17 protein-coding genes and 1 pseudogene are annotated in these 22635 nt (G+C 33.4%); 7 read left to right on the forward strand and 11 right to left on the reverse strand.

The genetic code is table 11. From position 1 onward, the window contains the following. Positions 1-15 precede the first annotated feature (15 nt). A complete protein-coding gene (locus RB618_RS21520) occupies positions 16-627 on the forward strand; it encodes an acyloxyacyl hydrolase (RefSeq protein ID WP_308070684.1) in 612 nt (203 codons plus the stop codon). A gap of 58 nt (positions 628-685) precedes the next feature. Here RB618_RS21520 and lgt read toward each other — a convergent pair whose 3' ends face one another. The 6 genes from lgt to RB618_RS21550 all read right to left on the reverse strand — a co-directional run bounded on the left by lgt (position 686) and on the right by RB618_RS21550 (position 6078). After that, a complete protein-coding gene (gene lgt / locus RB618_RS21525) occupies positions 686-1618 on the reverse strand; it encodes a prolipoprotein diacylglyceryl transferase (RefSeq protein ID WP_308070687.1) in 933 nt (310 codons plus the stop codon). A gap of 64 nt (positions 1619-1682) precedes the next feature. Further along, positions 1683-1931 carry a membrane protein insertion efficiency factor YidD gene (gene yidD / locus RB618_RS21530; protein WP_008462282.1) on the reverse strand — a complete coding sequence of 83 codons (249 nt, stop codon included), beginning with the start codon at positions 1929-1931 and terminating at the stop codon, positions 1683-1685. Between the two features lie 79 nt (positions 1932-2010). After that, positions 2011-3492 carry a cysteine--tRNA ligase gene (gene cysS, locus RB618_RS21535; protein ID WP_308070688.1) on the reverse strand — a complete coding sequence of 494 codons (1482 nt, stop codon included), beginning with the start codon at positions 3490-3492 and terminating at the stop codon, positions 2011-2013. Between the two features lie 71 nt (positions 3493-3563). After that, positions 3564-3929 (reverse strand): four helix bundle protein, encoded by a 366-nt coding sequence (locus tag RB618_RS21540; protein WP_308070689.1) that lies wholly within the window; start codon positions 3927-3929, stop codon positions 3564-3566. A 77-nt stretch (positions 3930-4006) separates the two neighbouring features. After that, positions 4007-4678: a GTP cyclohydrolase I FolE gene (folE, locus tag RB618_RS21545; RefSeq protein WP_308070690.1), complete on the reverse strand. Its 672-nt coding sequence runs from the start codon at positions 4676-4678 to the stop codon at positions 4007-4009. Positions 4679-4881: 203 nt separating this feature from the next. After that, positions 4882-6078 (reverse strand): pyridoxal phosphate-dependent aminotransferase, encoded by a 1197-nt coding sequence (locus tag RB618_RS21550; protein ID WP_308070691.1) that lies wholly within the window; start codon positions 6076-6078, stop codon positions 4882-4884. A gap of 123 nt (positions 6079-6201) precedes the next feature. Between RB618_RS21550 and RB618_RS21555 the strand changes: the two genes are divergently transcribed. The 5 genes from RB618_RS21555 (at position 6202) to RB618_RS21575 (ending at position 14022) form a co-directional block, all read left to right on the forward strand. Continuing rightward, the gene (locus tag RB618_RS21555) at positions 6202-7527 is read left to right on the forward strand and encodes a PDZ domain-containing protein (protein ID WP_308070692.1); all 1326 of its coding nucleotides are present in this window, start codon (positions 6202-6204) and stop codon (positions 7525-7527) included. 138 nt (positions 7528-7665) lie between these two features. Beyond that, a complete protein-coding gene (locus tag RB618_RS21560; RefSeq protein ID WP_308070693.1) occupies positions 7666-10299 on the forward strand; it encodes a gliding motility-associated C-terminal domain-containing protein in 2634 nt (877 codons plus the stop codon). Between the two features lie 33 nt (positions 10300-10332). Next, positions 10333-11259, forward strand: coding sequence for a type IX secretion system membrane protein PorP/SprF (locus RB618_RS21565; protein ID WP_308070694.1), 927 nt, complete (start codon positions 10333-10335; stop codon positions 11257-11259). 10 nt (positions 11260-11269) lie between these two features. Continuing rightward, a complete protein-coding gene (locus tag RB618_RS21570) occupies positions 11270-13399 on the forward strand; it encodes an OmpA family protein (protein WP_308070695.1) in 2130 nt (709 codons plus the stop codon). Positions 13400-13536: 137 nt separating this feature from the next. After that, a complete protein-coding gene (locus RB618_RS21575; protein WP_308070696.1) occupies positions 13537-14022 on the forward strand; it encodes a hypothetical protein in 486 nt (161 codons plus the stop codon). Positions 14023-14365: 343 nt separating this feature from the next. Here RB618_RS21575 and RB618_RS21580 read toward each other — a convergent pair whose 3' ends face one another. Continuing rightward, positions 14366-14746, reverse strand: coding sequence for a DUF1573 domain-containing protein (locus RB618_RS21580; RefSeq protein ID WP_308070697.1), 381 nt, complete (start codon positions 14744-14746; stop codon positions 14366-14368). A 286-nt stretch (positions 14747-15032) separates the two neighbouring features. Here RB618_RS21580 and RB618_RS21585 point away from each other — a divergent pair, with 286 nt between their 5' ends. After that, positions 15033-17666, forward strand: coding sequence for a valine--tRNA ligase (locus RB618_RS21585; protein ID WP_308070698.1), 2634 nt, complete (start codon positions 15033-15035; stop codon positions 17664-17666). Between the two features lie 61 nt (positions 17667-17727). Here the strand turns inward: RB618_RS21585 and RB618_RS21590 are convergent, their stop codons facing one another. From RB618_RS21590 to RB618_RS21610, 4 genes and pseudogenes are all read right to left on the reverse strand, one after another. Further along, complete coding sequence (locus tag RB618_RS21590) at positions 17728-18351, reverse strand: GyrI-like domain-containing protein (protein ID WP_308070700.1); 624 nt, start codon at positions 18349-18351, stop codon at positions 17728-17730. A gap of 88 nt (positions 18352-18439) precedes the next feature. Further along, positions 18440-19065, reverse strand: a pseudogene (locus tag RB618_RS21600) (hypothetical protein). Positions 19066-19215: 150 nt separating this feature from the next. Further along, a complete protein-coding gene (locus RB618_RS21605) occupies positions 19216-21516 on the reverse strand; it encodes a TonB-dependent siderophore receptor (RefSeq protein WP_308070702.1) in 2301 nt (766 codons plus the stop codon). Positions 21517-21750: 234 nt separating this feature from the next. Next, positions 21751-22476, reverse strand: a complete 726-nt coding sequence (locus tag RB618_RS21610; protein WP_308070703.1) for a DUF4198 domain-containing protein — start codon at positions 22474-22476, stop codon at positions 21751-21753. Between the last annotated feature and the right edge of the window lie 159 nt (positions 22477-22635).

A 22635-nucleotide genomic window follows, 5' to 3' on the forward strand; every position in this document is an offset into this window, starting at 1 on the left:
ATTTTAAAATGATTTATGACAAGAAAATTACTTTTAGGTTTATTGTTTCTTATGACTGTAAAAATGACTGCACAGAAAGACGATTCAAATTTTTCTTTAGGTTTTAATTATGGTTTTGGAAGTGAATTTAGTAATAGAAACTATACGTTTACAAACCACTTTTATAAAGTTCAGCTGTATTACAAAATAAAGGAAACAAAGCATTTTCAATATCAGATTTTAGTTCAGCCGGAGATTAATTTTGCTGAACATCAATTATTAAATTTCTATTTTGTAAAGCCTGAAACACCAAACTATCAGCAAAAAAGAGATGAATATACGCATTTAAAAGATGTTCGAGAATATGTGCTTAATTGTGGTTTTTTAATTCGGAAACCTATAGGTGACGTTTGTTCTTTTTATATTTTGGGCAGTATTGGTCCTATGATTACAGATACAGAAACAGAGCGAATTTCTGAAGGTTTTGCTTTTGCCGATGTTTTAGCACTTGGTTTTACAGTTGGTTGCAATAAACTACAGTTTGATTTACGTCCGAGCTTACGGCACGTTTCTAATGCTGGTTTAGGAAGCAGTAATGCAGGGTATAATACAAAGAATATCGAATTTGGTATATCGTATCAATTATAAAAAGAAAATGCCCAATACGCTAGATATTGGGCATTTTTTATTTTGATTAAATATAGCTTTAAGATTCCGCTAAAGGATTTCTTTGTGCTCTTATGATAAAGAAAAGTCCAATGAGAATAAATGGTATGCTTAGCCATTGTCCAGTTGAAAATAAGCCTAACTCACTTTCGAGGCCTCCCTGACTTTCTTTTACAAACTCTACAACAAAACGAACAACGAATAATAACACTAAAAATAATCCGAATAAAAGACCAGATTTAAGTCTTGCATTTGTTTTCCAGTATAAAAAGAATAAAATCGCGAAAACAAATACGTAACAGAATGCTTCATACAATTGCGTAGGATGTCTAGAAGGAACTTCTGCTAATAGTGTTGCAAATTTTGGATCTGTTGCTATTGCATTATAAGCTTCTTTTGGATCTGCAATACCTGTTTTTTGTACTGCTTCGGCTTTACTGAATGTGTCGTGAAGAAAACGAATTCCGAAAGCTGAAGAAGTTTCGTGGCCAATGATTTCAGAATTGAAGAAATTTCCAAGACGAACAAAAATAGCGCCGCTTGCAACAGGAATTACAACACGGTCTAAAATCCATAACAAGGAACGTTTTAGTATTTTTTTGCTGTAGTAGTACATGGCAACAATAATTGAGATCGCTGCTCCGTGACTTGCTAATCCTTGGAAACCTGTAAACTGAAATTCAGGTTCAAATTTAAATGGAAGGAAAATTTCAAGCAAGTGATTTCTGAAATATTCCCAATCGTAAAAGAAAACATGACCTAAACGAGCTCCTATTAAAGTTGCAAGAACTGTCCAAACAAATAAAGAATCTAATTTTTCAATTGACTCGTTTTCTCTTTCGAAAATCTTTTTCATTAGGAACCATCCTAAACCAAAAGCAATTACAAACATTAAGCTGTAATAGCGAATCATAAAAAATCCTAAGTTGATTCCTTCAGAAGGATTCCAAACTAAATTTAAGGCGTGTGTCATGTATAAATGTTTTTATATAGCTGTAAAAATAAATATTTAATGTAAAGTACCGCTTTCTAAAAAGTTAATGTTTGTGGTTGCATTTCTTTTCTGGTACAGGATCGTAACCGCTTCTTCCCCACGGATGGCAACTTAAAATGCGTTTGATACCTAAAAATCCGCCATAAAATAATCCATGAATTTGTAATGCCTGAATCATATACGTTGAACAAGTTGGTTCAAATCTGCAGGCAGCCGGTGTAAAGGGTGAAATGGCAGTCTGATAAAAACGGACTAACAATACAAATGGATATATTAGAATTTTTGAAAACATATTTTTTTTGTATCAGTTAGTTAAGTATTAGTTTTTTTTAGTGTTCAGTTTATTCTGAACACTAAAAAACTAATTACTTTTATTGAATGCTAAACGTCGTTCCTTCTTTTCCGTCTTTAAGCTGAATTCCTAAAGCGATTAACTGATCGCGAATTTGGTCAGAAAGCGCGAAGTTTTTATCTGATCTGGCTTGATTTCTCATTCCGATAAGCATGTTTACCACACCTTCCAATTTGTCACTATCAGCATCAGCCGCTTTATCGTCGTTAAGGCCTAAAACGTCATAAACGAAAGCGTTTACCGCTGCTTTGAAATCAGCTAAATCATCAGCAGAAATAGTTTCTTTGCCATCTTTTAATAAGTTGATGTAACGAACGGCTTCAAATAATTGCGCAATTAGAATTGGCGTGTTGAAATCGTCATTCATAGCATCGTAGCAAAGCTGTTTCCAAGCTGCAAAATCTATAGAGCTAGAAGTTCCTGCATTAATATTTGGTAAAGCATCTAGTGCTTCCATTAATCTTTTATATCCTTTCTCGGCAGCAACAATGGCATCATCAGAAAAATCTAAGATACTTCTGTAATGTGCTTGAAGCATGAAAAAACGAGTTACAGAAGCTGAAAATGGTTTGCTTAATATGTTGTTGTCTCCGCTAAGAATTTCGCCTGGAAGAATATTGTTTCCAGTCGATTTTGCCATTTTCTTTCCGTTCAAGGTAAGCATGTTGGCGTGCATCCAGTAATTTACTGGAGCTTGACCCGTGCAAGCTTCGTTTTGAGCAATTTCACATTCGTGGTGAGGGAATTTTAAGTCCATTCCACCTCCGTGAATGTCAAAATGATTGCCAAGATATTTGGTGCTCATTGCAGTACACTCTAAGTGCCATCCTGGGAAACCATCGCTCCAAGGTGAAGGCCATCTCATGATATGTTCTGGCTCTGCTTTTTTCCAAAGCGCAAAATCTTGTGGATTTCTCTTGTCAGATTGCCCGTCAAGATCACGCGTGTTTGCTAACATATCATCGATATTTCTACCGCTTAAGATACCGTAATTATTAGTCTCGTTATATTTTACAACATCAAAATATACCGATCCATTAGCTACATAAGCGATGCCTTTATCGATAATTTTTTTAATGATTTCAATTTGCTCAATAATATGTCCTGTCGCTGTAGGCTCGATGCTTGGAGGCAAAAAGTTGAATGCCTTTAGAATGTTATGAAAATCAACAGTATAACGCTGTACTACTTCCATTGGTTCCAATTGCTCCAAACGTGCTTTTTTAGCAATTTTATCTTCACCTTCATCCACATCATCTACAATATGTCCAACATCAGTAATATTTCGAACATAACGAACTTTATAATCTAAATGCAGAAAATATCTGAAGATCACGTCAAAAGACATAAAAGTTCTCACGTTTCCTAAGTGAACATTGCTATATACCGTAGGTCCACAAACATACATTCCAACGTTTCCTTCATGGATTGGTTTGAAATCTTCTTTTTCACCCGAAAGTGAATTGTATATTTTTAGAGGTTGACTGCTATATAGTGGCATAGTATTTTTGTTTAATCGTTTAATCGTTTAATCGTTTAACTGTTAATTTTGTTTAATTCGGATTATCGGATTTATAGTTGTGAAAGGTAATATTTTTTTAGATTATTTATTTGATTACAAATTTTTTCAAGTTTTTCTCTTGAGGCAATATATTCTACTTCTGAAACATAATTTAAATCTTTAGAAATAATTAAATGATTTAATGTTTCCATTGCAGATGAATAAGAAATTATTAAAAAATGTGCTTTGTCTTTATTTGTATTTCTTGAAGTTCCCTCTGCAATATTTGTTGCAATTGAGGATGCACTTCTTTTTATTTGAGATGTTATCCCGAACAATTCATTTGATGGAAATTTACTAGTCAATTTATAAATATCCAAAATGAACATTCTTGCATTCTGCCACACTTCAAGCTTCTCAAAGGAAAAAACGTACATGCTTTCTGTTTAATAGTTTAACCGTTTATTTGTTTAACTGTTTTTCGATTAAACAAATAAACGATTAACCCAAATATTTAGAATTGAGTATCTAGCTTAATGTAATCAAGGAATTCTCTTTTCGTTTGAGCGTCTTTGAATTTTCCGCCGAACTCAGAAGTTACCGTGCTGCTTTCGATATCTTTAATTCCGCGAGAGTTTACGCAAAGGTGTTTTGCATCAATCACGCAGGCAACATCTTCTGTTCCTAAAGCTTTTTGAAGTTCTTGAACAATCTGCATAGTTAGACGCTCTTGCACTTGAGGTCTTTTTGCATAATACTCAACGATACGGTTCATTTTAGATAAACCGATAACGCGTCCGCTAGAGATATAAGCAACGTGAGCACGCCCGATAATTGGCAGTAAATGGTGTTCGCAAGTAGAATAAACCGTGATGTTCTTTTCTACAAGCATTTCGCCATATTTATAATTATTGTCAAAAGTTGAAGCTTTTGGCTGTTTTGCAGGGTTAAGGCCTCCAAAAATTTCTTTTACAAACATTTTTGCAACTCGGTTTGGAGTTCCTTTAATGCTGTCATCTGTCAAATCCATTCCAAGAGTCTGTAGAATGTTTTCAACATCTTTTTTAATTTTTTCTATTTTTTCTTCATCAGTGATGTCAAAAGCATCCGCTCTTAGAGGGTTTTTTGCATTACTGCTGAAATGACTGTCACCAATTTCGTCTAAAAAATCTTCGTTATTTATCATTAAGAACTACTATTATAATGTGGTATATCTTTTTAAGGCGGTAAAGATAATTAATAAATAGGAAACCTTTTCTATGGTTTTTAGGATTTAATTACTCCTTTTTGGATATAATTTAAAATTTGAAGAGAAATACTATTATTAAAAACAAAAAAGACAACAACGAAAAATGTTATTGTCTTTTTAAAACGATTATAATGAATTTATTATCTGTTGTTGTAAACCAATAAAGCTTCCTTTAAGATATTTACAGCTGTAATCAAATCTTTTTTGTTTAAAACATAGGCAATACGAACCTGATTTAGTCCCATTCCAGGTGTCGAATAGAAACCTTTTGCTGGAGCAATCATTACGGTTTCGCCATTTAAATCATAACTTTCAAGAAGCCATTGTGCAAAATCATCCGAATCTTCTATCGGAAGTTCGGCAATGCAATAAAAAGCGCCTTTTGGCTTTGTAACCACAACGCCATCAATCTTGTTTAATTCGGCAATTAAAGTATCGCGGCGTTCTTTGTATTCTCCAATTACTTCGTCAAAATAACTTTGAGGTGTATCTATTGCGGCTTCGCAAGCAATCTGTTCAATAGTTGGCGGACTCAAACGTGCTTGAGCAAACTTCATTACAGTTGCTAAAACATCTTTATTTTTAGTAACCAAACAGCCAATTCTTGCTCCGCACATGCTGTAGCGTTTAGAAACAGAATCAACCATGATTACATTTTGCTGTACATCTTCAAGATTCATTACAGAAAAGTGCACATCGTCACCATCGTACAAAAATTCACGATACACTTCATCGGCGATTAAGTATAAATCGTGTTTTTTAATCAAATGAGCCAGCTGTTTAATTTCGGCTTCAGAATATAAGTATCCAGTCGGATTTCCAGGGTTGCAAATCAGAATGGCTTTTGTTTTTTGTGTAATTAGTTTTTCAACTTCTTCAATGCTTGGTAATGCAAAAGCAGTCTCGATAGTAGAAACTAATGGAACTACAGTTGCACTTGTTGAAGAAGCAAACGCATGATAATTAGCATAAAAAGGTTCCGGGATAATGATTTCATCTCCTGGATCTGTAATTGTGGCCAGCGCAAAAAGTAAGGCTTCAGAACCACCAGTTGTAACAATGATGTCTTCTGTGTTAACGTTTACATTTTGGCGCTGGTAAAAATGAGCTAATTTTTTTCTATAGCTTTCATATCCGGCAGACGGACTGTATTCTATAATACTCAAATCAATATTTTTTACCGCCTCGATGGCCACTTCCGGTGTCTTGATATCCGGTTGACCAATGTTTAAGTGATACACCTTGTGTCCTTTTTTCTTTGCTAAATCAGCAAAAGGAGCCAGCTTGCGTATCGGAGATTCGGGCATGTTTTTTCCCTTGAGTGAAATTGTCGGCATGAGTATAAATTATTGAAGTGCAAATTTGCATATTTTTTTCGTATTTAACGTAAATAATAAGGGTACTTCTAAAAATGTAACAATAATAAATATATTTACTAATTTTATAATAAAATATTGTCAATGAAAAAATATATAGTATTGTTTTTTGGGTTATTCTTACCTTTTTGGCTTTTTGGACAAGGCGATTTTTTATTGGAAAACAATGCAACAAAGGCAACAATTCCTTTCAAACTGATTAATAACCTTATTTTTATTCCTATAAAAGTAAATGGAGTGGAGCTAAATTTTCTGCTGGATTCTGGTGTCGAAGAAACCATTCTGTTTAGTATGGACGAAAAGCAGGAAGTTAGTTTTAACAATGTGGTGAAAATCAAACTTCGTGGTTTAGGCAGCGAGGAAGAAATAGAGGGATTGAAGTCGACAAAAAATATTCTAGAAACGCATGGTCTTAAATCAGACGACCATACGGTTTTTATTATCTTAGACCAAAGTTTTAATTTGTCTTCTCATATAGGGATTCCAGTCAATGGTATTATCGGTTACAAATTCTTTCGAAACAATCTTGTTGAAGTAAATTATCAGAAGAAGAGAATAATGGTTCATTCTAAAAGTGCTAAGTATCAGGCAAAATTAGATAAACAATTTAAGGTAGTTCCGATAACTATAGAAAGAGCAAAACCTTATATAATGACAAAAGCGACAGTTAATGATGAAGAAATCCCTGCAAAGCTTTTAATAGATATTGGTAATAGCGATGCTTTCTGGGTTTTTGACAATGATAAAATAAAACTCCCAAATAAAAATTTTCCTGATTTTTTAGGCAAAGGATTTAGTGGTGACATTGAAGGACATCGCGCTAAAATAGATAAATTTTCTATTGATGAATTTGATTTTAGAAAGCCAATAGTCTCTTTTCCCGATTCTATTTCGATTCGTAACGTTAAGATGGTTCCAGGTCGCATTGGATCTGTTGGAGGCGAAGTTTTGAAACGATTTACCCTCGTTTTAGATTATGGAGAAAAAAAACTGTACTTAAAGAAGAACAGTAAATTTGGTGAGCCGTTTACTTATAATAAGAGCGGAATTACGGTTCAGCACAACGGACTTCAGTGGGTGCAGGAAACGGTGCATTTAGAAACGGTACGAGTTGCTTCTTCAATGGATGAGTTGCAGGAAAAGGATAAAAATGACAATAATTTTAGATATAAATTTGCTCTTAAACCTGTTTACGAAATAGTGAATGTGCGTAAAAATTCTGCAGCTGAAAAATGCGGATTGCATAAAGGAGATATTATTGTTAGTATTAATAGAACTCAACCTTATAAATATAGTCTGCAGCAGATAAATAATCTTTTAAAATCAGAAGATGATGTATGGGTCGATCTAGAAGTCGAACGAAATAGTCTGGTGCTTAAGTTTAGATTTAAGTTAGAAGATGAATTATAAAAAAATGAAATGTAGTTTACTGTAAAACCTTATTTTATAGTGTTGTATTGCACGAATGTCTTTTTTTTGTGAAAATAAGTTTACTAAAAATTAGTTTTTTTGTTAAATATTTTCTTATGTTTAGCAAAAATTTAATCTATGACAAAAAACTACATTAGCTACCACCATTTTGTACTTTTTTTTATTTTTTTTACCCTCATTTCTTCAAAACTAACGGCACAATGTGCAGGTGATGATAATACAAATGAATTAATTTGTGACGTTTCTAATCCAATTTATCAATCTGTAAATTTATTTTCTTTGTTGGGTGGTTCCCCAGTTCCTGGCGGGACATGGACAAGTGCTAACAATGATGGTTTAGATGCTTCTAATGGTATTTTGAACGCCCAGCTTATACGTGGCGGTGGAACTTATCGTTATACTTATACAGCTCCAGCAACTTCGGGCTGTACAGATAACAAGGCTGTAGTCACGATTACGATAGGTGCATATGTTGGAGTTGGATCGGAAGCAACAGTTTGTAATAAAGACAGGACTTTTAATCTTTTTACAGCTTTTGACAGTAAAGTAATGGGACCACATGTAAACGGGAGATTTACCACCGATAAAGGAGCACCTGTAGATCCTGTAATAACGATTGACCAATATACAGTTAAAACTACGCTTCACTTTATTTATACTGTGCCAGCAGTGCTTGCATGTTCTCCTGACGAAAAGTCGACTAATGTACAAGTTACGATTTTAATAGCCCCAGAAGCCGGAGACCCAACAAATTTAGAATTATGCGGTACAACTGATTTGGCAGGCTATACCAATTTGGATTTAAATGATCAGCTTGAAGATGTGGATCCCGATGGTACTTGGACAGGTATTGGGATAGCTTCTGCAACAGATCACCATATTAATCTTCAAGAATTGTTCGATGCCAATGGACCGGGAGCATACACTTATACGTATACCGTTTTAGCAGTTCCTAATAATTATATATGTGAAGATGATGAAGCTACTGTGACAATAACTCTTGAAAAAAGAATTGATTTTACAGGATCAAAAATAATAGTTAATAAGGATATCTGCGAGTCGGAAATTGCGACAGCAACATATTCGGGGAAAATTATACAAGGGCCAGATGGTATCCCAAATGGAGAATATGACGTTACTTTTACCGTTGTCGGACCTGGGATATCTGGTTTTGAAAATGTCAGGGCAAATTTTGTGAATGGAGAATTTAACTTTCCAATTCAATCGTCTTATTTTAAGCAAGTCGGTAAATATACCATAACGATTACACGTATAGTATCAACATCCAGCTTAGGAAAGTGCGTAAATATCTTTAGTCCGTTTTCAACTGTTTTAACGATTTATCCTTTACCGAGATTGACTAATGCTTCATTAACAGCGATACCGGTTTGTCAAAATGATGATGCAATTATTCAAGTTACGGCACCTAATTTGCTCGATGGTACTTATCGTATTTCTTATAACGTAAATGGAGAAAATTTGGCTCTAGGCGAAACAGCAGAAATGATTGCTGTTGGTGGAAAAGCCTCTTTTATAGTTCCAGGAAACCTGATTACAAGAAGCGGATTATCTGTAATTACCATTTATAGTATAACTGATATTACAAACCCTTCGCCTCAATGCACTAATATGGCAAATGTTGCAGGCAATTTAAATATAAATCCGCTTCCGAATGCAGTAACGGTGGTTGCAAAAGTTAATGACTATTGTTTGAATGCTCCCGTTACCGTAGCCGTTTCTGGTTTAGGAAATTTAACCAATGCCAGCATTTCTTATTCACTGTCTGAAAGCAATTCTTCAACCGTGCAAACCATTACAAAGGCAGTAGCAAATGGCAAATTAGATTTTATTATTCCTGCAGAACTGCTTTTAAATACAGGCACCACAAAAATCACATTACTGAATTTAACCAATACAGTGACAAATTGTGATGTAGATTTAATCAACGTTACAGATGATTTTGTAATAAATCCGATTCCTCTAGCGCCAATGGTTTCAGATCAGCAGTTTTGTAAAGTAGATGAAGCGGTAGTAGCCAATTTAGAACCAAAAGGATCGCAATATAAATGGTATAATTCGGCAACAGCCACAACACCGCTTGCCGTTGATTATGTTTTAAAAACAGAAGATTATTATGTTCGAGAAACTTCGGCGGCGGGCTGTACTTCAGAACCAGCAAAAGTTTCAGTAGTTATTAATGATACGCCTGCACCAGAAATGATCGAAGCAGCAGATTTTTGTGGATTGGCAAATCCGAAAATAAGCGACCTTTCTAATAAAACCAATGTCTCTTCAACCGTTTCTTGGTACGATGCGGTAGACGGAAATTTACTGCCTTCAACGACATTGTTAGTTCATAATACAACTTATTATGGATATGATTTAAATGAAACAACAGGATGTCTATCTGATAATTATAAAGAAGTAAAAGTATCCTTGCAAGACTGTGAAGAGGCGCAGTACGATTTCTTTATTCCAGACGGATTTTCACCAAACGGAGATGGGGTAAATGATTCGTTTGTGATAAAAGATATTGAATTTTTATATCCAAATTATACACTTGAAATTTATAATAGATACGGAAACGGAATGTATAAAGGAGATAATAGTAAACCAGCTTGGGATGGTAAAAATTATGAAAAAAGCGGTATCGCAGGAGGCATCGCACCCAACGGAGTTTATTTTTATGTACTGCATTTTAATAAAGATAATAAACCGCCAAAACAAGGCCGTCTTTATTTAAATCGCTAAATCTCTTTTTTATATTTTTAATATAATTTTCAAATGAAAAAAATAATACTCCTTATAAATTTCCTTTTCTGTTTATCCATTTCTGCCCAGCAAGATCCGGAATACACGCATTATATGTACAATATGAGTGTGGTCAACCCTGCTTATGCAACAGGCGTTCCTGCCATGATGAATTTTGGAGGACTATACAGAACACAGTGGGTAGGAGCAGTTGGAGCTCCAAAGACCTTTACTTTTTTTGGTCACACTGCCATTTCAGACAAAATAGAAGCTGGAATCTCTTTTATTTCAGATGATATCGGTGATGGTGCCAAAAAAGAAAATAACGTTTACGCTGATTTTGCCTATGTTTTAAAATTGGGCGGGCAAAATAAATTATCGCTGGGTTTAAAAGCGGGATTTTCATCAATGCAAACCAATTTTAATGGTTTTCAATTTACAGATCCCCAGACAGATTTAGCTTTTTCAGAAAATATAAATGCAACAAAACCAAATATTGGAGTAGGAGCCTACTATTTTAGAGACAATCTCTACGTTGGATTATCTGTTCCAAATTTGCTGAAATCAAAATACATTGAAGAAAAATCTGGAATGAATGCTTTTGGTTCTGAAGAAATACACACTTTTTTAACGGCTGGTTATGTTTTTCAGGTTAGCGATAAGGTGAAATTGAAACCTGCATTTATGTCAAAATTTGTAAAAGGCGCGCCAATAACTTTAGACGTCACTGCGAATGTTTTGTATGATGAAAAGTTTGAATTTGGTGTTGCCTACAGAATTGATGATTCGGTAAGTGCGCTGTTCAATATTAATGTAACGCCGACTTTGAGAGTGGGTTACGCCTATGATTATACGCTCACAAATTTCGGTCAGTTTAATTCAGGAACGCATGAAATTATGCTGTTATTTGATTTAGATCTATTAGGAAAAGGATTCGATAAATCACCAAGATTCTTTTAAGATGAAAAATATGAAAAAATTACTCGTTATTATATTCGTATTTTCAATACAGTTTGTAAATGCACAGGATCAGGAATTGATTAGAGCAAAGCGTTTTTTTGATAAAACGTATTACAGCGAAGCCATTATTTTATATCAAAAATTAGCAGATGAAAAACCTTCGCAAGAAGTCATTAAAAATCTAGCCGATTCTTATTTCTATACCAATGATTTGGTCAAAGCACAACGTTATTATCGTCTGTTGGTATCAAATTACAGCAATAATTTAGACCGAGAGTATTATTTTAGATATGCCCAGACTTTAAAAGCAACTAATAGTACTGATGATGCAAATGCCAATCTAAAAGAATATTATGCTAAATCTTCTAATCCAGAAGATATTGCCAATTTTGAAAAAGAACTCAAAACCTTAGAAAATGTTACCGCAATAGGTAAACGTTTTGAAATTAAAAACCTTGCTGTAAATACGCCAAATTCTGAATTTGGAGCAGTTAAATACAAAGAGGATCTAGTTTTTGCAGGAGTTAAATTGAAGCCTGGTTTATTTGATAAAAAGTTTAAATGGGATAACGAAACCTATTTGAATTTGGTTTCAATCCCTTTAAAAAACATCAATTCGGCAGATTCTATTGTCCATTATTTTGCAAAAGAATTGAAAACCGGAATGCACGAATCGAATGCAGTTTTTACAAAAGACGGCAAAACGATGTATTTTACGAGAAATAATTCTAAAAACGGCAAGAAGAGAAAAGACGAAAAGAAAATCTCCAATCTTCAGATTTTTAAAGCAGAGTTGGTAGAAGGAAAATGGGCTAATATAACAGCGCTTCCATTCAACAGTCCGAATTATTCTGTTGAGCATCCTGCTTTGAGTGCAGATGAAAAAGTCCTGTATTTTGCTTCAGATATGCCTGGTTCTTTGGGGTCATTTGATATTTATTCGGTTAATATAAATAAAGGAGCGTATGATACGCCGAAGAATTTAGGGGCGCAAATTAATACAGATAAGAGAGAACAGTTTCCTTTTGCTTCGGCAGACAATAAATTATATTTTTCATCAGATGGACACTTAGGTTATGGATCTTTAGATGTTTTTGTTTCTGAAATAAATGGAAATGACTATTCAAAGCCTATAAACGTTGGGCTTCCATTAAATTCTAATTTAGATGATTTTGCGTTTAATATTGATTCAAATACCAAAGAAGGATTTTTTGCTTCAAATAGAGAAGGAGGAAAAGGAAGTGATGATATCTATCAATTCAAAGAAATAAAAGATTTGATTGTTGAAGATTGCAAACAGTTTATCGCTGGAACAATTACAGATGTAGATACGCAATTGGTTCTAGAAAACGCAACGGTATTATTACAAGATTCAGAAAATAAAACGTTAAATACCATTACAACTTCGACCGATGGAAAATTCAGTTTTACAGTTGCTTGTGAGACTTCGTATAAAATTAGCGCTTTCAAGGAAAACTATACCAACGCTTCTAAAATATTGACCTTAGACAAAACAAGAGATAAAGTAAATGATGGTTCTTTGGCTTTGAAATCTTTAGAAGTAATTAAACAAGAAGAAAAGCAAATTGCTGAAAACAAGAGAAAGCAGGAAATTATTATTGAAGAAGAAAACAAGAAAAAAGAAGCTTTGGCAGCAGTTGAATTAAAAGAAAAAGAGAAAAAAGCCAAAGAAGCGGCTATCGTTGCAGCTGAAATTAAAAAGCAGGAAAAAGTAAAAGAGATTTTAGCAAAAGAAAAAGATGTCGTAAAAGACAAAGATCGTTTGATCATTAAAACCGACCCGATTTACTTTGATTATGATTTGTGGTATATTCGTAAAGAATCCAAAGTCATTTTAGGAAGAGTGGTCGAATTAATGAAAAAATATCCTGAAATGGTAATTGAAATTGGATCGCATACGGATTCAAGAGGAAATGAAAAATACAATGCCGATTTATCTCAGAAAAGAGCCAATTCAACTAGAGAGTTTATTATTCAATCAGGAATTGAAGCCAAAAGAGTTTTTGCAAAAGGTTATGGAGAATCGGTTCCAATTATAAAATGTAAAACTGATGAATCATGTTCTGAAGAAGAACATGAATTGAACAGAAGATCTGAATTTGTAATTAAAAATTTGTAATTTTTTTGAAACATACTAAACCCGACAGGTTTTTAAAACCTGTCGGGTTTCATTTTTACAGAAAAACTTTGCCAAAACTTTTTTACTGAAATCTTTTTCTTTAATTTTATAGTTATATCAACAAAATGAAAAATAGTATGAGAAATCTAACCTTATCTTGTTTGCTTTTATCCTTTATCGGATTGCAAAGCTGTAAAAATGAAGAAAAACAAAAAGCAGTTGAAGCTGCAAAAGCAGAAGGAGAAACAGTAGTAAGCACAGCTTGCTACAAAGCAATTTATGAAAAGGATACGATAGATTTAAAATTAAATACTTTAAAAAACGGAAAATTAAGTGGAGATATGATTATGAGAGTTGCACCTTCAACTGTTAGAACGGGAGAAGTTGCTGGTGAATTTCATGGTGATACTTTATTTGTAGATTATACTTTTAAAGACAATGTAAACGGAGAGAAAACATTCAAGAATCCGATGGCGCTTTTAAAACGCAATAATCAGCTTATTTTAGGAAACGGAACCATGCAGACTACAATGGGAGTAACCTATTTAGTAAAAGACAAACCAATTGATTTTGAAAGCGTAAAGTACAAATTTGATACTGCTGAATGCGCTGAGAAGAAATAAAAGAAGAAAGATTGGAGAAGCAAGATGTTTCTCTACAAAAATAAAACGAAGCTGTCTCAAAAGGACAATTTTTTTATTGGACAGAAATATTTATGACATTTTTTTTGATCTGTAAAAACCCCAGTGGCAGGAAATATTTATAGAATTGGTAATATCAAAAATGGATAAAGCTCCAGAGGAGCGACATATTTTTTCTGTAGACTTAATATATGACGCTCCTCTGGAGCTTTATGTTGTAAATATTTATTCTTTTGCTATAAATATTTCGCTTCTCTGAAGCTTTAAAAAAAAAATAGCCGTCCATTTGAGACAGCTATTTTTGTTATTTTAAGATTTTAAATTCTTATTGAACTTCCCCCTTAATTTTAAGGGCTACTCTTCCGTCAGGATAGTTTACTGCGTTTGTTTCAACAGTAATTGTTTTACGAATAGGTCCTGCGACCATATTATATTTTACATCGATTTTTCCTTTTTTGCCTGGCTGAATTGCTGCCGAAGGTTTTGTTACAATAATCGAACTTACTGTAGATTCTGCACCTGTAATTAATAGAGGAGCATCTCCTGTGTTGGTAAATTCAAACGAACGAAGCCCATTGTCACTTTTAGAAATTTTTCCATAATCAATTGTATTATCAGGGGCTGCAAATTCAATTTTTGGGCCATTTTGCGCATAACTTACTGCACTAAACAATAAGACTGCAATAAAAGAGGCTGCATTTTTCATATGAAATCTTTTTTTAATTGTAAGTAAATATACATTCTTTTAATTAACACACAAATTATTATTTCTCTTTTTATAGTCTACTTAATTATTTACTTTTGCTGTCAGTTATAAATACAAAAATTGAACCATTTTTTTGTTTAACTGTTTAATCGTTTATTTGTTTAATCGTTGAGATTGAATTGTAAATGATCTTTTTGAAAACAGAAAACAAGAAAATGAATTAATTGAAGTCCAATGATCAAAACCGATTAAACGGTTAAACAAATAAACGATTAAACATATATAAATGACAATTCCAGCACAATTTGACGCTAAGACGATTGAGAGTAAATGGTATGATTACTGGATGAAAAACAATTATTTTCATTCAGAACCAGATCATAGAACACCGTACACCATTGTAATCCCGCCGCCAAACGTCACTGGAGTCCTTCACATGGGACATATGTTGAATAATACGATTCAAGATGTTTTAATTCGTCGTGCACGTCTTAAAGGATTCAATGCTTGTTGGGTTCCGGGAACAGATCACGCTTCTATTGCTACAGAAGCAAAAGTGGTAGCAAAATTGAAAGCAGAAGGAATCAATAAAAACGATTTGACCCGCGAAGAATTCCTAAAACATGCTTGGGAATGGACAGATAAATATGGTGGAACAATCTTAGAACAACTTAAGAAATTAGGTGCTTCTTGCGATTGGGAGCGTACCAAATTTACAATGGATCCAGATATGTCTGCATCTGTAATTAAATCGTTTGTAGATTTATACAACAAAGGATTAATCTACAGAGGATACCGTATGGTAAACTGGGATCCAGAAGCAAAAACTACTCTTTCTGATGAAGAAGTAATTTACGAAGAACAGCAAGGAAAATTATTTTTCTTAAAATATAAAATCGAAGGTTCAGAAGATTTCTTGACGATTGCTACAACACGTCCGGAAACTATTTTTGGAGACACTGCAATCTGTATCAATCCGAACGATGAGCGTTTTACACATTTAAAAGGTAAAAAAGCTATTGTTCCAATCTGCGGAAGAGTAATTCCAATTATTGAAGACGAATATGTAGACGTTGAATTCGGAACAGGATGTTTGAAAGTAACGCCTGCGCACGATATGAACGATAAAACATTAGGTGAAAAACACAATCTTGAAATCGTTGATATTTTTAATGAAGATGCGACTTTAAACAGCTTCGGATTACATTATCAAGGAAAAGACCGTTTTGTGGTTCGTAAGGAAATTGAAAAAGAACTTCAAGAAATTGGAGCTTTAGCAAAAACAGAAATTCACTTAAACAAAGTAGGAACTTCTGAAAGAACAAAAGCGGTAATCGAGCCAAGATTATCAGACCAATGGTTCTTGAAAATGGAAGAATTGGTAAAACCAGCAATTAAGTCAGTTTTAGAAACAGGAGATATTAAATTACATCCAAAACGTTTCGAAAACACTTACGCGCACTGGTTAAACAATATTCGCGATTGGAATATTTCTCGTCAATTATGGTGGGGACAGCAAATTCCAGCGTACTATTATGGTGACGGAAAAGAAGATTTCGTAGTTGCTGAAAACATTGAAGACGCTTTAGCTTTAGCAAAAGAAAAAACCAACAACCAACAACTAACAACCGACAACTTAAAACAAGATGTTGATGCATTAGATACTTGGTTCTCTTCTTGGTTATGGCCAATGTCTGTTTTTGGTGGAATTATGGATCCAGAAAGTCCAGATTTTAAATACTACTATCCAACAAATGACTTGGTTACAGGTCCGGATATCTTATTTTTCTGGGTTGCGAGAATGATTATTGCTGGTTACGAATATGCAGGAGAAAAACCATTTACAAATGTATATTTGACTGGTTTAGTTCGTGATAAACAACGTCGTAAAATGTCTAAATCATTAGGAAACTCTCCTGATCCTTTAGATTTGATCGATAAATTTAGTGCCGATGGAGTTCGTGTAGGATTGCTTTTAAGTGCTTCTGCAGGAAACGACATTATGTTTGATGAGGAATTATGCAGTCAAGGAAAAGCGTTTTCAAACAAGATTTGGAATGCTTTCAAATTGATTAAAGGATGGGAAGTTTCTGAAACTATCGCACAGCCAGAATCATCAAAAGTGGCAATCGAATGGTACGAAGCGAAATTGCAGCAGACTTTGGTTGATATTGAAGATAATTTTGAGAAATACAGAATTTCAGATTCATTAATGGCAATCTATAAATTGGTTTGGGATGACTTCTGTTCTTGGTTCTTAGAAATGATTAAACCTGCATACCAACAGCCAATTGACAGCGTAACTTTCGCGAAAGCGATCGAAATGTTAGAAAACAACTTGAAGTTATTGCATCCGTTTATGCCTTTCTTAACAGAGGAAATCTGGCAGTTAATTGCTGAAAGATCTCCAGAAGAAGCTTTAATTGTTTCAACTTGGCCAGAAGTAAAACCGTTTGATGCTAAATTGATTGCTGATTTCGAAAATTCTATTGAAGTGATTTCTGGAATTAGAACGATCAGAAAAGATAAAAATATTCCGTTTAAAGATGCAATCGAATTAAAAGGAATCAACAGCGAAAATGTTTCTACTTATTTTGATTCAATCATAACGAAATTAGGAAACGTTTCTGCTTTCGAATATGTTTCAGAAAAAGTGGACGGCGCATTGTCTTTCCGTGTAAAATCAAATGAATATTTCATTCCGATTACAGGAAACATCGATGTTGAAGCTGAAATTGCAAAACTGACAGAAGAATTAAATTATACAAAAGGATTCTTGAAATCTGTTGAAGCAAAACTTTCTAACGAGAAATTCGTAAACGGAGCTCCGGAGAAAGTGCTTAATTTAGAAAAACAAAAACAAGCCGATGCTTTGGCAAAAATTGCTACAATCGAGCAGAGTTTGGCTGGTTTGAAGTAAGAAATCAGATTAGAGATTATAAAACAAAACCCGACAGATTTTCTAAATCTGTCGGGTTCTTTTATTTTACAGGTTCTCTAAGTATTGTTTTTAATTTCTCGGGAGCCGTTTTGCGGAAATCTGAGAGATAAATTTCATGATGCAATCCATTTTGAAGTAGATTGTTTTGGGTACTAAATTCTTGAATTTTTTTCAGTGTTTGAGGTTCAGTTTCAAAAGGGCCAATATGAAGAACCTGAATAACTTTGCCTTCTTCCATTTTAAAGAATTCAATTGTTTTGGCTAATGCATTTTGTTTTTTGTTGACTGCAATGGCAATAGCTTCTTCGGTTTGTTCTTTCGTTACAAAATCGGGCATTCTAATCATGATTCTGTAATTCCATTCGGAGCGGGGTATTTTCAGCGGAGCTTCATCCATTGAGATGGATGCGTATTTTTCATTATCAAAACTCCATAATGCTTCTAGTTTTGGAACAACAAAATCATTGTTCATGGCTTTATGCATAAATTTAATGGCATAAGCGGTGGTATATAACGCTTGAATTTTTTCTGAAAAATCTTTTCCAGAAGGATCACCTTGACCTGTAAGCGATATATAATTTGCTTTTTCTATATAAACAATTTCAGGAGTAGTTTTGGCATTATAATACGTTTTGTCCGTTTTGGTTAAATCTAATTTGCTCATCTTTTTAGTGTTTTATAATGCAAATTAAAAGATATAAAGTGACAAGGGTATGTCAGCAGAAATTGTGTTTTTTTACGAAATTAGTTTTTTAATTTTCGTAGAAATTATCTTTAATATAGAAAACGGTGTCTATAAATTGAAGTATACCATTTTCTGTTAATACATTTTCATCATGAAGATCTTCAAGAATAATTCCTAAATCAGGATTATAATAATCGTTGTTTTTGGTATTTAGAAAGCCGTTTCAAGCATAAACTTCTTTACAAGCTCTAAGTCTGTTGGTTCAGTTGCTTTTACGAAAGGCTGTTCCACAACTGCATATAAGATATCTGCATTTTTGAAAAAGCCTAGTAAATTGTATGCTGTGTCTGGAAAAAAGAAGTTGTTTAATAATAGATTGTTGAAATAATCTACCCAAGAGTTGTAATAAATAGAATCATTAAGTTTGATAACATGCTTTCCGTCTTTTAAATAGACCTTTTGTTCGGCTCCCTCAGAAACATAATTATCAAGATTGATATCTAAAATCCAAAGACTATTTAAGGCAATAAATCTTTCTAAAGTCTCTTTTTCTTGTTTTTTGAAATGCTTGAATTCTTTAGCCACTGTACTTGAGCTTTGGCTTCTTCTAAGGTAACTGGCTGCTGCTTGGATAATTGTTCCATGCTTAACTTCGCTCTTTCCTGAAATGATAAGTTGTAATTCATATTTCATAGTGTTAAATACAAAAATAGTGTATTTTTTCAAAAACCAAAACAAAAGTAAGTTTAATATTACTTTATTGAATTCTTTAAAATAAAAATCCCAAGATTTTCAGTTTAATTTGAAAATCTTGGGATAAAATTAAAACTCTAATTCAATATTTTAGAACTTGTATCTCAAACTTGTCATAACCTGACGAGGAGCGATTGGGTTTACACTATAGTTCTCATGAACTGTATAGTTTAATGTATTTGTAATGTTTGATAATTTGCAAAGAATAGAGAATTTTCTCCAAGTATATCCAACAGATGCATCAACTGTAACATAGCCTTCTAACGGAATATCACGATCTCTTATGGTTACCGTGTACGTTTTTGGATTAGTTGAAGGTTTGTTTTCTGTCCAAACATAATCATCATTCCATCCTCCTAAACGGTCTCCAACGTAATTTCCGATTGCTCCAAAAGAAACATTTTTAAAGAATCCAGATTGTAAAGTATAAAAGAAACTTAAGTTTGCTGTATTTAATGGTGTTCTTGCTACACGATCTCCTTCAACAAAACTTCCGTTTAAACCTGAAGTTTTAGTATAACGCATGTCGTTATAGCTGTATCCAGCAATAATGTTTAAACCATCTACTGGTCTTGCTGTAACATCAACTTCAACACCTTTACTTTTAGTTTCACCGCTTAACATCTTAATGCTTGCATCAAAATTGTCGCTTCCATCAGCTTTTGTTGGTGCCATCTGTGCTAAATTGCTGTTTGTAATTTGATAAACAGTAATATTTGTGCTTAATAAACCTTTAAAGAAATCTGTCTTTACACCAACTTCATATTGATCAATGATAGAAGCTTCGATAGGTTGCAAATCTACAGTTGTTCCGGTATTTGGCGTGAAAGAAGTAGAGTAGCTTCCGAATATCGAAACGTCTTTTGTTGGCTGATACACTAATCCAGCTTTAGGAGAAAATGCATTATCTAAACGTTTCGGAGTAATTGTTGGAACTGCATCTTGAGGATTTCCAGCGCCAGTTTTAGTTTCTTTGTATGTGCTAACTTCAGCCTCTTGCCAAGACCATCTTATACCTGCTAAGACTTTAAATTTATCTGTAATCGAAATAAAATCCTGGAAATAAACTCCAAAACGATTTGTATCTGTTTTTGTGATTTGAGTTGCTCTATCAGTTGTTGGAATATCCATTCTTTGATCTGCAGGATCAAACGTAAATAAGTTTATAGTATCGTAAAGAGTTGGGCCATATACAGGTTTGCCATCTTTTGTTCCAATAATTACATATTTTTCGTCAAATGTAAAAGTGTAAGCTGTTGCAAATGAATTTTCCCAATCAACACCTGTATAAATTTGGTGTTTTACAGATCCAGTACTAAAGTTTCCTTGTAAACTTAATTGGTCACCAAAGATTTGCTCTAAGTTTTTATTTTTTGTTAAGCCTCTATTCCAATCTCCAGGATTCGGGTAAGTATCTAAACCTGATAATTGGGCAGTAGAGTAGCTTCCTCTATCGTAATTTTGGAAAGAAGAATTAAAGTTTAATTTCCAGTTTTTATTAAAATCGTGGTTTAATAATACGGATGCGCTTGAAGATTTAGTTGTTCCATTTGACCAAAGTGACCCGTAGAAAGCATTACGTGGTAAATCTAAAATTTCTTTTCCGATAATTCCAGTTCCAAAATCTGGTGTCCAATCTGCACTTAAATAATCTCCTTGAACTGTAATTTGAGTTTTTGGATTAACAATGAAAAGTAAAGACGGATTAATGTATAAACGTTCGTTTTTTACAACATCTCTAAAGCTTTCAGAGTTTTCGTAAGAACCATTAATTCTAAAGGCGATTGATTTATTAAGACCACCATAGAAATCAAATGCTGGTTTGTAGTAAGCATAGCTTCCCATTTGCATTGAGATTTCTCCTCCGCTTTTAAATTGAGGCGTTTTGGTTACTAAGTTTAAAATTCCCCCTGGCGCTACATTTCCAAATAATAAAGCCGCGCTACCTTTTAAAAATTCTACTTTATCTAGGCCAGAAACATCAGGAATTGATCCTGAATTGTAGCGGAATCCGTTTTTAAACATGTTATTAGCAGACATGTCATAACCTCTTGAAAAGAAAGATTCCTGAGCGCCACCACGAGCAGAACTAACGTAAACACCATTGGCATTTTTAAGTACTTCACTTAATCTGATTGCTTGCTGCTGTTCGATAATTTCAGATCCGATAACTTGTATCGATTGAGGGTTATCCATTGGTTTTAATCCGGAACGAACTGCTGTTACGGGCTTTGGTTCTTTGGTTTTAGTAACAACTACTTCATTTAAAATTTCCCCTTTTTTATTCTTAACTGTATCGTTTACTGAAGAAGTAGATTCGTTGCTTGAGTAATCTTGCGCATAAGAGGCAAAACTCAATAATCCTAATACAAATAGTAAATTATATTTCATGGTATTTATTTAGATTCAATAAAAATTATCGAGTGCAAATATAAATATACAGACTCTTTAACAAGAAATTATGAAGTGATTTTCTTTATTAAATCTTACTTATTGTTTTCTTAATATTTGCTTAAGAATTTTCTAATGTTATTTTAATTTGGTATAAATAACAACAAAAAAACCTTGCCATTGAGCAAGGTTTTTTAAATTGAAATTAATCTCTAAGAATGAAATATTCGGATATTATTTTACTGCAATTTGGTAGGTAGCCATTTTCCAGATTTCGTCGTATTTTTTGCCGTTATGTTCACCAGATGATTTATCTGTATGAGCATATTCTACCATATAATTTCCAGACCAGATTGGAGTAAAAGAGAATTCTCCTTTATCGTTTGTCCACAATTCTTTTTCCCATCCGTTTGGTGCAATTACTTTAATTTTAGTTTCTTTTGCGATAGCTCCGTCGTAAGAAGCAACACCGGTAATTTTAGAGTCTTTTTTAGCTACATCTGCGTTTTCTGAGAAAACAGCGATTTTATTAGTATTAGAAGCAATATTGTTTCCCGCAGCTTTATTTCCAACGACAACATTTGCACTAGAGTTATAATCTAGTTTCATAGTCCCATAAACATCTTTTACTGTATGGTGCATTACAATCGTATAAACTCCATCTTCATCTGGCGTAAAGAAAGCTTGGTATTTATTGTCTAAAGCTTTAGAAGTCAATTTAATTTCTTTTTTTGAAGGAGAAATTATAACTAGAGAGAAATCCTTTAAATCAGAAAACCATTTATCGGCTTTTGTAATATCGTTATCAGAGAACTCTCCAAAATAAACAGAAATTTCCTGAGCTTTTCCTTTTGTTCCTGTTGCTTTAGTTTCGATCCAAAGAGCATGAGCAAAAAGTTGAGGTGCAGCAAAAAGCATTAAAAATAAAAAGCTTAGTGTTTTTAAAGTATTTGATTTCATAAGATCAAGTTTAAATTATTAGAATGATATTTTCTACAAACATAAGCTTTATTTAGAATAATTAAAAATAAAAAAAACTAAGAATGCTTTTTTATTATTTTGACTAATAAAATAAGAAACAGGTTATAAGGAGTACTTTTATTCTTTATCATTTATTGT

The organism is Flavobacterium sp. LHD-85, assembly GCF_030929595.1.
In the GTDB taxonomy this organism is placed as follows: domain Bacteria; phylum Bacteroidota; class Bacteroidia; order Flavobacteriales; family Flavobacteriaceae; genus Flavobacterium.

Bases quoted from the DNA above. Each gene is read 5' to 3' on its own strand.
- RB618_RS21575 (WP_308070696.1), top strand. From the start codon at position 13,537: ATGAGAAATCTAACCTTATCTTGTTTGCTTTTATCCTTTATCGGATTG.
- RB618_RS21520 (WP_308070684.1), top strand. From the start codon at position 16: ATGACAAGAAAATTACTTTTAGGTTTATTGTTTCTTATGACTGTAAAA.
- RB618_RS21550 (WP_308070691.1), bottom strand. From the start codon at position 6,078: ATGCCGACAATTTCACTCAAGGGAAAAAACATGCCCGAATCTCCGATA.
- yidD (WP_008462282.1), bottom strand. From the start codon at position 1,931: ATGTTTTCAAAAATTCTAATATATCCATTTGTATTGTTAGTCCGTTTT.
- RB618_RS21605 (WP_308070702.1), bottom strand. From the start codon at position 21,516: ATGAAATATAATTTACTATTTGTATTAGGATTATTGAGTTTTGCCTCT.
- RB618_RS21540 (WP_308070689.1), bottom strand. From the start codon at position 3,929: ATGTACGTTTTTTCCTTTGAGAAGCTTGAAGTGTGGCAGAATGCAAGA.
- RB618_RS21580 (WP_308070697.1), bottom strand. From the start codon at position 14,746: ATGAAAAATGCAGCCTCTTTTATTGCAGTCTTATTGTTTAGTGCAGTA.
- lgt (WP_308070687.1), bottom strand. From the start codon at position 1,618: ATGACACACGCCTTAAATTTAGTTTGGAATCCTTCTGAAGGAATCAAC.
- folE (WP_308070690.1), bottom strand. From the start codon at position 4,678: ATGATAAATAACGAAGATTTTTTAGACGAAATTGGTGACAGTCATTTC.
- RB618_RS21570 (WP_308070695.1), top strand. From the start codon at position 11,270: ATGAAAAAATTACTCGTTATTATATTCGTATTTTCAATACAGTTTGTA.
- RB618_RS21585 (WP_308070698.1), top strand. From the start codon at position 15,033: ATGACAATTCCAGCACAATTTGACGCTAAGACGATTGAGAGTAAATGG.
- RB618_RS21560 (WP_308070693.1), top strand. From the start codon at position 7,666: ATGACAAAAAACTACATTAGCTACCACCATTTTGTACTTTTTTTTATT.
- cysS (WP_308070688.1), bottom strand. From the start codon at position 3,492: ATGCCACTATATAGCAGTCAACCTCTAAAAATATACAATTCACTTTCG.
- RB618_RS21565 (WP_308070694.1), top strand. From the start codon at position 10,333: ATGAAAAAAATAATACTCCTTATAAATTTCCTTTTCTGTTTATCCATT.
- RB618_RS21610 (WP_308070703.1), bottom strand. From the start codon at position 22,476: ATGAAATCAAATACTTTAAAAACACTAAGCTTTTTATTTTTAATGCTT.
- RB618_RS21555 (WP_308070692.1), top strand. From the start codon at position 6,202: ATGAAAAAATATATAGTATTGTTTTTTGGGTTATTCTTACCTTTTTGG.
- RB618_RS21590 (WP_308070700.1), bottom strand. From the start codon at position 18,351: ATGAGCAAATTAGATTTAACCAAAACGGACAAAACGTATTATAATGCC.